Here is a 12,112-nt window from a genome sequence, read left to right as displayed (position 1 = left end):
CCTCCATCGTGGCCCCGTCCGGGCGCTCCCCGTAGGCTCGGGGCAGGTTCGACGGCGGGAGGTCGGGTGGATCCGCTCGAGCAGGCGGCGGGGCAGCTCTACGGGGAGGCCCCCTCCGGGTTCATCGCGGCGCGCAACGCCCGAGCCGCCGAGGCCAAGGCGGCGGGTGAGCGCGAGTTGGCGGCGGGCATCCGTTCTCTGGCGAAGCCCTCGGTCGCGGCCTGGGCCGTGAACGCGCTGGTGCGGCACCGGCACGGCGACGTGCAGCCCCTGCTCGACCTGGGCGAGCGGATGCGCGACGCCACCGACTCCGGCGACCGCGACGCCGTGCGGCAGCTCGGCCGCGAACGGCAGCAGCTGCTCGCGACGGCCGCGTCCGCGGCGCGCGCGCTCGGCGCCGAGCTCGGCGTACCGGTCTCGCACGCGGCAGCCGTCGAGGTGCAGCAGACGCTGCAGGCGGCGGTGGTCGACCGCGCCGCCGCGGCCGCGGTGCGCACCGGGCTGCTCGTGCGGACGTTCTCGAGCACCGGGGTCGACCCGGTCGACCTCGACGGCGCGGTGGCGCTGGCCGGGGCCGGCGCCGTGGAGCCGGTCGCCACGTCATCACCCGGCTCCCGTCCCCGCGCCGCGGGGACGAAGGCACCAGGGAAGACGGCGACGACCCCGAACGCCACGGGGGAGTCGCGCGAGGAAGCCCGCGAGCGCGCCTCCGACGAACGCGCCGAGCGAGCGCTGGCCGTCGCCAAGCGCGAGGCGGAGGAGGCGCGCCAGGACGCAGAGGACGCCCAGGCCGAGCTGGCGACGCTCGACCTGCGCATCCGCGAGAACCGCGCGCGGCACGAACAGCTGGCCGACGAGCAGCAGGAACTGCGCGAACGCCTCGACGAACTGCAGGGCGAGCTCACCGACACGAACGTCACGGCCGCCCGCCTGCGCAAGGAGCGAGCCGCCTCCGTGCGCTCCGCCGAAGCGGCCGAGCGTCTCGCCGCCCGCGCCCGCACGCGGCTCGACCGACTCGACGACTAGCGGATCAGGCCGGTTCAGGCCGGTTCAGGCCGGATCAGGCCAGCAGCGCCGCCACCGCCACGAGCAGCGGCACCGACCCGATCGTCGTGACGAGCACGGTGTCCCGCGCCAGTGTGACCCCGCGCTGGTACCGCGCCGCGAAGTTGTAGATGTTCTGCGCCGTCGGCAGCGACGCCAGCACCACGACCTCGAACACCTGGTGCGCCGGCAGGTGGAACGCGAACTGCGCCAGGAGATATGCCGTCAGCGGCATGACCACGAGTTTCACCGCGCTGGCGACGATGATCGCCGCCCGACCCGAGCCCGGCGCGAGCGGTTTCTGCCCCACGAGCGACATGCCGAAGGCGATCAGCACCAGCGGCACCGCCGCCCCGCCGATCAGCTCGAAGGGCGCCAGCACCGGTGCGGGCAGCTCCACCCCGAGCAGCGCGAGCAGCAGTCCGATCAGCGAGGCGATGATCATCGGGTTCCGCACCGGCTGCGACAGGATCGCCCCCACCGACGCTTTCCCGCGCGTCGCGATGTCGAGCACCGTCAGCGTCACGGGCGCCAGCACGATCAGCTGCAGCAGCAGCAGCGGCGCCACGAGCTGGGCGCTGCCGAGCACGTAGATGGCGACCGGCAGCCCGATGTTGTTCGCGTTGACGTACCCCGACGAGGCCATCCCCACGGCGGTCTCGGCGACCGGCTGGCGGAACCAGATCCGCGAGGCCAGCAGGTACACCGAGGCCGACACGACCACGCTGATCAGCGTCACGAGCAGCGGCGCCGAGAACACGGTGGCCGGATGCGAGCGCGACAGCACGGTGAACAGCAGGGCGGGGGTCGCGACGAAGAAGGCGATCCGGTTGAGCACGAGCCGGGCATCCGGGGGCAGGATGCCCAGCCGCTGCACCCCGTAGCCCACCGCGATGACGAACCCGATGATGCCGAACCCGGTCAGGACCCCCAGCATGCCGACCGGCCTCAGCGCCCGATCGCGTCGGCCATCGCGCGGCCGAGGAACGGCTCGAGCGTGAACGCGAAGGTGCGGGTGAGGTGGTCGACGTCGCGGTAGACGTTGGCGCCGCCCACGACGGCGGGGCACTCGTCGGCGGTGCAGTAGGTGTCGCTGAAGTCGAGCAGCGTGACGTCCCGGCCTTCGGCGACGGCGGCCGAGGCGGCCATCGCGATCGGGTCGAAGGTCGCGAGACCGTCCTCCCGGGGGGTGGTGCAGAGCGAGGCGTCCTCGGTGCGCAGGCACTTGTTCGGGTCGTCGTCCCAGGCCGGGTTGTCGACGACGGTCACGATCGGGGTGCCGGCGTCGAGCACGGTGGTCCAGGCCTCGCCGTAGCCGGCGGCCGCGACGGTCTCGTCGTCGGAGGTGCCCGGCACGTTGCGGTCGGTCAGCGCGGCCGTGAACACCGCGTCGAAGGGCTCGTGCGACGTCAGGGCCGAGGTGAGCGATGAGCGCCACGAGTCGCACGAGGCGGCGAAGGCGTCACGCGCGGCCAGCGGGGTCGTGGTCCACGGGCATCCGCCCTTCAGGTACGTCGTGAGGTGCCAGCCGTTGGTCTCGGCCATCTGGATGAACGGGTCCATCAGGGCGTAGGCATGGCTGTCGCCGATCAGGGCGATCTGGGGCGCGTCGGCATCGTCGCTGCCGAACTGGCAGTCGCGCACGGTGGCGTCGTTGAGGGTGGAGAGGCAGTCGGGGTGCTCGGGGCGGTCGGCGTTGCCGAAGCCGGGGCTCGGGATGATCAGGCCGTCGAGCTCGGGGTTCGTGCAGGCCGGGTCGATCGGCGCGAGACCGTCGGTGGGGCCGGAGGCGGCGCCGAAGCACTCCGGCGGATCCGCGAGGGTCTGCGCGAGCTGTGTCGCCTCGGCGTCGTACTTCGGCTGCTGCACGGCCCAGGCGCCGGTGACGAAGAGCGTCGACACGGCCATCGCGGCCAGCACGCCGATCAGCGTCGTGCGCGGGCGCCGGGTGGTGAAGAAGCGCCAGCCGCGGGCCGGATCCTCGATGAAGCGCTTGGTGAGCCAGGCCAGCACGAAGCAGAACAGGAACAGCGCGATGCGGTTGTAGATGCTGAGGCCCCAGCCCGGGATGTACGGGGCGATCACGATCAGCGGCCAGTGCCAGAGGTAGAGCGAGTACGAGATGTCGCCGATGAAGCTGACGGGGCGCCAGCTCAGCACGCGGCCCGCGTCCCACGGCTTCTCCCGGTGGTGCGCCACGATGATCGCCGCGGTGCCGAGCACGGGCAGCGCCGCCATGTAGCCCGGGAAGGGCGTCGCGGCCGTGAAGAAGTAGCCGCAGCCGAGCACCACGGCGATGCCGCCCCAGCCCAGGATGTTCGACTGCCACGCCCGCGTCGGCCGCAGCCTCGGCAGCAGGGCGAGGGCGCCGCCCACCGCGAACTCCCACACCCGGGTGTAGGTGACGAAGTAGGCGGCCGCCGGGTCGGTCGCGGTGACGAACACGGACAGCGCGAAGCTGCCGATCCCGACGATCGCGAGCACGGCCATCAGGCCGACCCACTTGCGGCGCTTCAGCACCTTCACCGCGAACACCGAGGCGGCCAGCATCACCACGGGCCAGAACAGGTAGAACTGCTCCTCCAGCGAGAGCGACCAGTAGTGCTGCACGAGGCTCGCCTCGTTGGCCGCCGCCAAGTAATCCACAGAGTTGAGGGCTAGGACCCAGTTCTCCACATAGAACGTCGAGGCGAGGATCTCGCGCACGTTCTCGGTCAGACTCGACAGCGGCATGATGAACAGCGTCGCGAGGCTCGCGAAGACGAGCACCGTGACGGCGGCCGGAAGGAGGCGACGGGCCCGCTTGGCGTAGAACGACGGCAGGGCGATGCGATCGGTGCGCTCGAGCTGGCGGGCGAGCTGCTGCGTGATGAGGAAGCCCGAGATCACGAAGAAGACGTCGACGCCGATGTACCCGCCGGTGAGGCGGCCGGGCCAGAAGTGATAGACCACCACGAGCAGCACGGCGATGGCGCGCAGGCCCTGGATGTGCGGGAGGAAGTGGTCGGGTCGCTCGGCCGCGGCGCGGTGTCTCGCCGGGGGCGCGGCCGTGTGCTTCTCCATCGGGTCTCATGGTACCCGGGGGCCGGTGGCGTTCCTGAGCGCGCCGCGGGTGGGGCGAGACGGCGTCGTTTCGTGCGTTCGGTGGTTCCTTGCGCTCATCCGTGGCTCTGGCGCAGCTAATCGCCGCCGCTGTCAAAGAAGAGCGGATGCCCTGCGCCTAGGCTCGGGAGAACGACCGATTGGAGGTTCCACCATGTCCGCACGCCCCGTCTCCGCCGTCAGCGCCGAGTCCATCATCGGAGAACCCGAGGTCGTGGAGGACCTCGCCCAGCTGCCGGCCTGGCTGAGCCTCAAGGCCGCCGTCGCCGCCCTGCAGCCGCTGCAGGTGAAGGACGGCTCGGTGCCCGATCCCGTCGACCACCCCGCCGCGCGCGCCCATGTCGAGACCATCGTCGACGCCGTCGCCGAGCTCGCCCCCCACTTCCCGCACGACGCCGCCTACCTCGAGGCCGTGCGCGAGGACTTCGCGCGCTGGGTCTCCTCGGGCTTCACGGTGCCCGACTTCCTGGCCTCGCTGGTCGCCTTCGCGCCCGCCTCGCACCGTGCCGACGGGGTGCGCCACCTCGTGGTCTTCCCGATGTACACGCAGAACGGCAGCACCGACCGGCACGTCGAGGCGGTGCTGATCGAGGTGCTCTGGCCGTCGTTCATCGCCGAGCTCGAGGCCGGCGACTACTCGAACGCGCTGTTCCTGCCCATCCGCTTCCTCGACTTCACGGCGGGCTACGACACCAACTCGGCCGTGCTCTTCCCCGAGTCGGTGGCGACGTCGAGCATCCCGGCGTACACCTGGGGCGGCATCTTCGCCGACCGGGAGGCCGCGCGTTTCCGCCGCGTGGTGCGGGCGGCGGCCGAGGTCACCCGGCTCGAGCTGCCGGCCGACGCGGCGCGCCTGCTCGACGACCAGGAGCTCACCGAGCGCACCTTCGTGATGTGGGACCTCATCCACGACCGCACCCACATGCGCGGCGACCTGCCCTTCGACCCGTTCATGATCAAGCAGCGGATGCCCTTCTTCCTGTACTCCCTGGAGGAGCTGCGGTGCGACCTCACCGCGTTCCGCGAGGCCGTGAAGATCGAGCGGAGGCTGGCCGCCTCGACCGCCGCACTGTCCGACGAGGACGCGACGCTGCTCGAGCACGCGAAGCTCGTGCAGTACGCGGTGCTGTTCGACCGCATCTTCCGCTTCGCCATCACCGGTTCGCGGGTGCGCAACTACGACGGGCTCGGCGGGCAGCTGCTGTTCGCCTGGCTGCACCAGCGCGGTGTGCTGCACTGGACCGACACCCGCCTCACCATCGACTGGCCCGAGGTGGCCGACGCCGTGACCGCGCTCGGCGACGCGATCGACGAGCTCTACTGGCGTTCGATCGACCGGCCGAAGACGGCCCACTGGCTGGCCGCCTACGAGCTGATCACCGCGACCGTCACCCCGAACCCGGCCTCGGTCTGGGCCGAGGGGCCGAAGGCGCTGCCCCTCGACGGTCCGCCGCGCGGCCTCACCGACGCCGTGCTCGACGACGAGTTCCCCCTCTCGATGTTCTACGAGGCCCTCGAGAAGAAGATGCGCGACGTCATCTCCTCGACGGCCGGCATCACGGGCCGCGGCTGATGACTGCGGCGGGCGGGCCCGGGGTGGCCGGGCGGCACGTGCTCGTGACGGGTGCGACGAGCGAGTCGGGCGTCGCGGTCTGCGCCGCGCTCGTCGCCGCCGGCGCCCACGTGGTGGCCGTGGGCTCGAACGCCGAGCGGGTGGCGGCGGTCGCGGCGCGCGTGCCGGGCGTGGCCACCGAGGTCTGCGACCTCAGCGACAGTGCCGCCGTCGACGCGCTCGCCCTCCGCCTGCTGGCCGCAGGAACGGAGGTCGACGGGCTGATCCACCTCGTGGGCGGCTGGGTCGGCGGTGCGGGCATCCCGGGGCAGAGCGACGAGGGCTGGGCGGCGATGGAGCGGTCGTTCCGCACGCTGCGCAACGCCCTGCGCTCGTTCTACCCGGCGCTCGTGACGTCGCCGGCCGGCCGCGCCGCCTTCGTGTCGTCGGTCTCGGTCGACGCGCCCACCGCGTCGGGGGCCGACTACACCGCGGCGAAGGCCGCCTCCGAGTCATGGCTGCGCTCGGTCGCCCAGGGCTTCGCGAAGAGCGCCCCCGATGCGGCAGCCGTGATCTTCGCCGTGCGATCGCTGGTCGACGAGCGGATGCGCGCTGCGGCGCCCGAGAAGACCTTCGCCGGGGCCACCGACGTCGGCACCCTCGCCGAGGCGGTCGTCGGGCTCTGGAACGCCCCCGCGGGCGAGCTGAACGGACGGCGGCTGGTGCTGGAGTAGCAGCAGCCGCGCATCCGCTCGGCAGGTTCTTCGGGTGGGGCTACTTCTTCTTGACGTTCGTCACGGCGTCGGCCGAGTGGTCGGCCTTGTCGCTCTTGGCCTTCTTGTCGGCGCGCTTCTCTTTGAGCGATCGGGCGGCCGGCTTGGCCACCGCCTTGCGCTGGGTCTTCTCGGCCATGATCGTTACCTCCATCGCGGGCCACGGACGGCTCGGTACCCGAAGGGTATGGCCTGCGAGCGCGCCCGCCGGCCGCCCAGGCGGATTGCCAGGGTGGCCGGGACGGGACGGGACGGGCCGGACCGGGGCCGGGCTCTCGCGCTACTGGGCCGCGTAGCCGCCGTCGACGAGGTGGTAGCTGCCCGAGATGAACGACGCGGCGTCGCTGGAGAGGAAGGCGACGAGGGCAGCGACCTCCTCCGCGGTGCCGAGGCGGCCGAGCGCGTGCTTCGCGGCGAGCGCCTGCTGCGCCTCGGCGGAGAGGTTCGCGTCGACGAGCGGGGTGTGGATGAAGCCGGGGCCCACCGCGTTGACGCGCACGTTCTGGGCGCCGTACTCGAGGGCGGCGTTCTTGGTCAGGCCGACCAGGCCGTGCTTCGCGGTGACGTAGGCCGACGACATCGGGATGCCCACCGAGCCGAGCACCGACGCCATGTTGACGATCGCGCCGCCGCCGTTCTTCGCCATCGCGGGCAGCTGCGCCTTGAGGCCGTAGAACACCGCGTTGAGGTTGATCTCGATGACCTTGCGCCAGCCGTCGAGCGAGTAGTCGCCGATCGTGGCGGCCTCTCCGCCGATGCCGGCGTTGTTCACCGCGATGCCGAGCGGGGCGAGCTTCTCGGCGGCCACGACGCTCGCCTCGGCGAACTCGGGGTCGCTCACGTCACCCACGAGCACCTCGGCGGTGCCGCCGGCGGCGCGGATCTCGTCGACGACCGCCTGGGCCGGCTCCTCGCGCACGTCGCTGACGAGCACGGCGGCCCCGTTCGCGGCCAGTTCGAGCGCGACGGCGCGCCCGATGCCCGAGCCGGCTCCCGTCACGATCGCGGATCGTCCGGCGACGTCGTATGCAGCCATGATTCTCTTCTCTCTCTTGTCAGTGGTGTTCTGTGGTGTCGATATATCCAACGTTTGTCGGATAATTGTATTCCCCTTAGGCTTCCTGCGGAGGATCCATGGATGCACGTCACAGGCGCAGCCGCGCCAAGCTCGCGGAGGCGGTGCTGCGCCTGGCCTCGGAGCGCCCGATCGACGAGGTCACGGCGTCCGAGATCGCGGCGGCGGCCGGGGTGAACCGGTCGACGTTCTACGCCCATGCCGCCTCGCCGCTGGCACTCCTGGAGAGCGTGCTGCGCGAGGAGCTCGATACCCTGCGGGACCGGCACCTCGCCTCCGTTCCACGGGCCGGAGCGGCGGAGGCGGTGACCGCCGTGACGCTGGCGGTGCTGTCGAACATCGAGTCGCACGCCGCGATCTACGAGCGCGGGCTGCTCGCCGATGGACGCGCCGACGGGCGCGCCGACGGCGGTCATCGCGGAGAGACCAGCCTGCGCCCGATGCTCGCGGCGCACTTCGAGGAGTCGAGCCGGCAGCTGCTCGCCCAGCACGCGCTCTTCCCGAGCGACGAGGACGAGGCGGCCGACCCCCTCCTCGCCGCCATGGTCGGGCCCTTCGTCGCGAACGGCAGCGTCGGGGCGATCGCGGCCTGGCTCGAGCAGCCCGAGCCGCGCGACCCGGAGGCCTTCCTTCGGAGCTACCGGCGGCTCGTCCCCTCCTGGTTCCCGCTCGCGCCCCACTGACGCACGCCGGTGCGCGTGGCCGCTCCTGCACCGCCCGCCGGTCGCGCCCGGCTCTCCACATCCGCCGAGCGAGGGATGGGCGCGGGGCGGCCGGTCGCTAGCGTGGAGGCATGAGCACAGCCCCCGACGACTGGCAGCGGCCCCGCCCCGGCGCCGCCGGCTACCGGCGCGACGCCGTCGCGGCCGCCGGGCTCGCCGTCGCGACGTTCCTCAGCTGGCTGCTGTTCTCGAGCGCCATGACCGGTCAGACCCACGCGCCCTGGTGGGGCGCGGCCGTCTTCTCGGTGCTGGTCGCGGGGTCGCTGGCGTTCCGGCGGCGGTGGCCCGAGATCGTGGCGCTCGTGGTCGCCGTCACCTTCGTGGTGGCGCAGTACTCGGGCATCTGGGAGCAGCTGTTCAACAACATCTGCCTGTTCATCGCGCTCTACACGGTGGGCGCGTGGGGCCGCAACCGAACGCTGGCGACGGCGCTGCGCATCCTGATCAGTGTCGGCATGCTGCTCTGGCTGGCCGGCGTGCTGATCTTCCAGGCGCTCAACCCCGACACCACCCCCGACGTCTCGCGCGACGGGCCGCTGTCGCAGTTCGCCGCGATCGGGCTGATCCAGATCATCACGAACCTGCTCTACTTCGGCGGTTCCTACGTCTTCGGCAACGCCGCCTGGGCCTCGGCCCGGCAGCGCGAGGCGCTCGAGCAGCGCACCCTCGAGCTCGAGCGGGAGCGCGAGGTGAGCAGCCGCCAGGCCGTCGAGCTCGAGCGCTCGCGCATCGCCCGCGAGCTGCACGACGTCGTGGCGCACCACGTCTCGGTGATGGGGCTGCAGGCGGGTGCCGCACGGCGCGTGCTCGAGCGCGGCCAGGCGGGGTCCGGCGTCGACCCGCGGGCGGTGCAGGCGCTGTCGGTGATCGAGGAGAACGGCCGCGAGGCGGTCGACGAACTGCAGCGGATGCTCGGGGCCCTCCGCGAGCGAAACGACGACCCCTCGACCACCACCTCGACCCGAGGCGTCGCGCAGCTCGACGAACTCGTCGACGAGGCCCGCGCGTCGGGCCTGCCCGTGAGCTTCTCCACCGTCGGAGCCGAGCGCCCCGTGCCCACCGCCGTCGGTCTCACCGTGTACCGCCTGGCTCAGGAGTCGCTCACCAACGTGCGGAAGCACGCCGGCCCGCGCGCGACGGCCGACGTGCGGCTGCGCTTCCTCGCCGACGCGGTCGAGCTCGAGGTGAGCGATACGGGCGCCGGTGCGGGAGCGGCGTCGCCCGGCGGGCCTGCCGGAGGCGGTGGCGGGGGTGGGGGCGGCGCCGGCGGCGCGCACCTCGGCCAGATCGGCATGCGCGAGCGCGTGGCCGCCGCCGGCGGAGAGCTCGAACTCGGCCCCAAGCCCCGTGGGGGCTACAGGGTGCGAGCCCGGCTCCCCCTCGCTCCGAAGGAGACCGCATGAGCACCCCGATCCGTGTGCTGCTGGCCGACGACCAAGACCTGGTGCGGGTCGGCCTCCGCATCATCCTCGAGTCCGAGGACGGCATCGAGGTTGTCGGCGAGGCCCGCAACGGCCGCGAGGCCGTGACGCTCGGCCGCGAGCTCGCCCCCGATGTCATCTGCATGGACGTGCAGATGCCCGAGCTCGACGGGCTCGAGGCCACGCGGCAGCTGCTGCGAGAGGGCACGGCCGCGGGCATCCTGATCCTCACGACCTTCGATCGTGACGACTACCTGTTCGCCGCCCTCGAGGCCGGCGCGAGCGGCTTCGTGCTGAAGAACTCCTCGCCCGAGAGCCTCGTCGACGCGGTGCAGGTGGTGGCCCGTGGTGACGCGCTGCTCTCGCCCGACGTCACCCGGCGCGTGATCGAGAGCTTCGCCCGCCGCCCGGCAGCGCCCGCGACCGCTCCCGCCGGAATCAAGGCACCCGCCGGAGTCAAGGCGCCCGCCGGAGAGCCCACCCCGACCCTCACTCCCGCCCCCGAGCTCGACGCCCTCACCGATCGCGAGCGCGAGGTGCTCGAGCTCCTGGCCGCCGGCCGCTCCAACGCCGAGATCGCCCGCGAGCTCTACCTGGGCGAGGCCACCGTGAAGACCCACGTCTCCAAGATCCTGCAGAAACTCGGCCTCCGCGACCGCATCCAGGCCGTCGTCTTCGCCTACGAGACGGGGGTCGCCGTGCCCGGCCGCCCCTGAGGATAATCGCCCGGAATCGAAAACAGTGCGCAAACTGCAACTTCGGCGTACGTTCTGTCTCGCCGCCGGCGTCGCTAGCATCCGCATCCGCAACCGCCCGCTGACCGTCCGGCGAGACGGAGGTGCGCTGTGGCTGCGAAGACAGATGCTGCGGGGGGATCGCCCGCGTCCAAGGCCGTCCGGAGCCTGGTCCCGGCCAGGATGGACAGGCTGCCGTGGACGAGGTTCCACTGGATGGTCGTGTTCGGACTGGGGGTCTCCTGGATCCTCGACGGCCTCGAGATCCAGATCATCGCCTCGAACGGCTTCCAGGAGTCGCTCGGCATGGACTCGTCCCAGGTGGGCCTCGCCGGAACCATCTACCTCGTCGGTCAGGTGGTCGGAGCCCTCGTCTTCGGGCGCCTGAGTGACAAGTGGGGCCGCAAGAAGCTCTTCATCATCACCCTCGCGATCTACCTGGTCGGATCCGCCCTCGCCGGCCTCAGCCCGAACATGGAGTTCCTGTTCGCGATGCGCTTCGTCGCCGGTCTCGGCATCGGCGGCGAGTACGCCGCGATCAACTCGGCGATCGACGAGCTCATCCCGAGCCACTACCGCGGCCGCGTCGACATCGCGATCAACGGCACCTACTGGGGCGGCGCCGCCCTCGGCTCGGTGGCGAACCTGTTCTTCCTGAACCCCGACAACTTCGCCGAGAACATCGGCTGGCGGCTGGCGTTCTTCATCGGCCCGGTGGTCGGTCTGATCATGATCTACATGCGCCGGCACATCCCCGAGAGCCCGCGCTGGCTGATGACGCACGGCAAGGAGGAGATCGCCGAGAAGACCGTAGACGACATCGAGGCCCAGGTCGAGAAGTCGACGGGCAAGAAGCTCGATCCGGTGCCCGACGACCAGTCGATCGAGGTCACGCCGCTCGACCGCATCCCGTTCAAGAAGATCGCCAGCGTGCTCATCCGCGACTACCCCAACCGCACGGTCGTGGGCCTGACGATGATGATCACGCAGTCGTTCCTCTACAACGCGATCTTCTTCACCTACGCGCTGGCGCTGCAGAACTTCTACGGTGTCGAGAACGACGCGGTGCAGTACTTCTTCTTCCCGTTCGCCATCGGCAACCTGCTCGGGCCGCTCGTACTCGGGCACCTGTTCGACACCTGGGGCCGGCGCAAGATGATCCTGCTCACCTACGGGCTGGCCGGCATCATCCTGACGATCTCGGGCTTCCTGTTCCAGGCCGACGTGCTGAACGCGACCACGCAGACGATCTTCTGGTGCGTGTCGTTCTTCTTCGCCAGCGCCGGGGCCTCGTCGGCCTACCTGACCGTGAGCGAGCTGTTCCCGCTCGAGATGCGCTCGCAGGTCATCTCGTACTTCTTCTCGATCGGCCAGATCGTCGGCGCCATCGCCCCCGTGCTGTTCGGCACCCTGATCGGCGACGGCTCCGACCGCGGCCCGATCTCGATCGGCTACATCGGCGCCGGCATCGTGATGCTGATCGGTGGGATCGTGGCCTTCATCTTCGGGGTCAACGCCGAACGCAAACCGCTCGAGGCGATCACGAGTCCGCTCTCCGCCGTCAACCCCGGCAAGGTGAAGGTCGAGGGCGAGCGCACCACCCGCGAGCGCGCGGCACGCAAGTAGTCCTCACGGCTGAGGGCGGGGTGGGTTCAGGATGCCCGCCCCGCCCTCCGCCGCGCGGCGGAC

General features: G+C 71.4%; 11 protein-coding genes. 7 read left to right on the top strand and 4 right to left on the bottom strand.

What is annotated here, in order from left to right:
• The first annotated feature begins 66 nt into the window (after positions 1-66).
• Positions 67-1,026 (top strand): hypothetical protein, encoded by a 960-nt coding sequence (locus ITJ64_RS07460; protein WP_194680040.1) that lies wholly within the window; start codon positions 67-69, stop codon positions 1,024-1,026.
• Between the two features lie 34 nt (positions 1,027-1,060).
• Here ITJ64_RS07460 and ITJ64_RS07455 read toward each other — a convergent pair whose 3' ends face one another.
• Both ITJ64_RS07455 and ITJ64_RS07450 read right to left on the bottom strand, forming a co-directional pair.
• Entirely contained in the window at positions 1,061-1,981 is a 921-nt protein-coding gene (locus tag ITJ64_RS07455) for an AEC family transporter (protein ID WP_194680039.1), read from the bottom strand.
• A gap of 11 nt (positions 1,982-1,992) precedes the next feature.
• The gene (locus ITJ64_RS07450) at positions 1,993-4,107 is read right to left on the bottom strand and encodes an acyltransferase family protein (protein ID WP_194680038.1); all 2,115 of its coding nucleotides are present in this window, start codon (positions 4,105-4,107) and stop codon (positions 1,993-1,995) included.
• 193 nt (positions 4,108-4,300) lie between these two features.
• On the opposite strand from ITJ64_RS07450, the gene ITJ64_RS07445 reads away from it, so the two are divergent.
• Positions 4,301-5,719 carry a DUF6421 family protein gene (locus ITJ64_RS07445; RefSeq protein ID WP_228507734.1) on the top strand — a complete coding sequence of 473 codons (1,419 nt, stop codon included), beginning with the start codon at positions 4,301-4,303 and terminating at the stop codon, positions 5,717-5,719.
• The gene (locus ITJ64_RS07440) at positions 5,719-6,432 is read left to right on the top strand and encodes an SDR family NAD(P)-dependent oxidoreductase (RefSeq protein WP_194680037.1); all 714 of its coding nucleotides are present in this window, start codon (positions 5,719-5,721) and stop codon (positions 6,430-6,432) included. Before ITJ64_RS07445 ends, ITJ64_RS07440 begins: the two co-directional genes overlap by 1 nt.
• A 40-nt stretch (positions 6,433-6,472) precedes the next feature.
• Here ITJ64_RS07440 and ITJ64_RS07435 read toward each other — a convergent pair whose 3' ends face one another.
• Both ITJ64_RS07435 and ITJ64_RS07430 read right to left on the bottom strand, forming a co-directional pair.
• Entirely contained in the window at positions 6,473-6,610 is a 138-nt protein-coding gene (locus ITJ64_RS07435) for a hypothetical protein (RefSeq protein WP_173182186.1), read from the bottom strand.
• A gap of 141 nt (positions 6,611-6,751) precedes the next feature.
• A complete protein-coding gene (locus ITJ64_RS07430) occupies positions 6,752-7,507 on the bottom strand; it encodes an SDR family NAD(P)-dependent oxidoreductase (protein WP_194680036.1) in 756 nt (251 codons plus the stop codon).
• A gap of 98 nt (positions 7,508-7,605) precedes the next feature.
• Between ITJ64_RS07430 and ITJ64_RS07425 the strand changes: the two genes are divergently transcribed.
• From ITJ64_RS07425 to ITJ64_RS07410, 4 genes are all read left to right on the top strand, one after another.
• Positions 7,606-8,229, top strand: coding sequence for a TetR/AcrR family transcriptional regulator (locus ITJ64_RS07425; protein ID WP_194680035.1), 624 nt, complete (start codon positions 7,606-7,608; stop codon positions 8,227-8,229).
• Positions 8,230-8,339: 110 nt separating this feature from the next.
• On the top strand, positions 8,340-9,671 hold the full coding sequence (locus ITJ64_RS07420; RefSeq protein ID WP_194680034.1) for a sensor histidine kinase: 1,332 nt from the start codon (positions 8,340-8,342) through the stop codon (positions 9,669-9,671).
• On the top strand, positions 9,668-10,405 hold the full coding sequence (locus ITJ64_RS07415; protein ID WP_194680033.1) for a response regulator transcription factor: 738 nt from the start codon (positions 9,668-9,670) through the stop codon (positions 10,403-10,405). The genes ITJ64_RS07420 and ITJ64_RS07415 overlap by 4 nt, the downstream gene beginning before the upstream one ends.
• Before the next feature lie 234 nt (positions 10,406-10,639).
• Positions 10,640-12,049, top strand: a complete 1,410-nt coding sequence (locus ITJ64_RS07410; RefSeq protein WP_228507732.1) for an MFS transporter — start codon at positions 10,640-10,642, stop codon at positions 12,047-12,049.
• The last annotated feature ends 63 nt before the right edge of the window (positions 12,050-12,112 follow it).

The organism is Herbiconiux sp. VKM Ac-1786, from assembly GCF_015350805.1.
Taxonomy (GTDB): domain Bacteria; phylum Actinomycetota; class Actinomycetes; order Actinomycetales; family Microbacteriaceae; genus Herbiconiux.
Note: the sequence above shows the minus strand (reverse complement) of the source record. Positions and strands in the feature narration are given on the sequence as shown.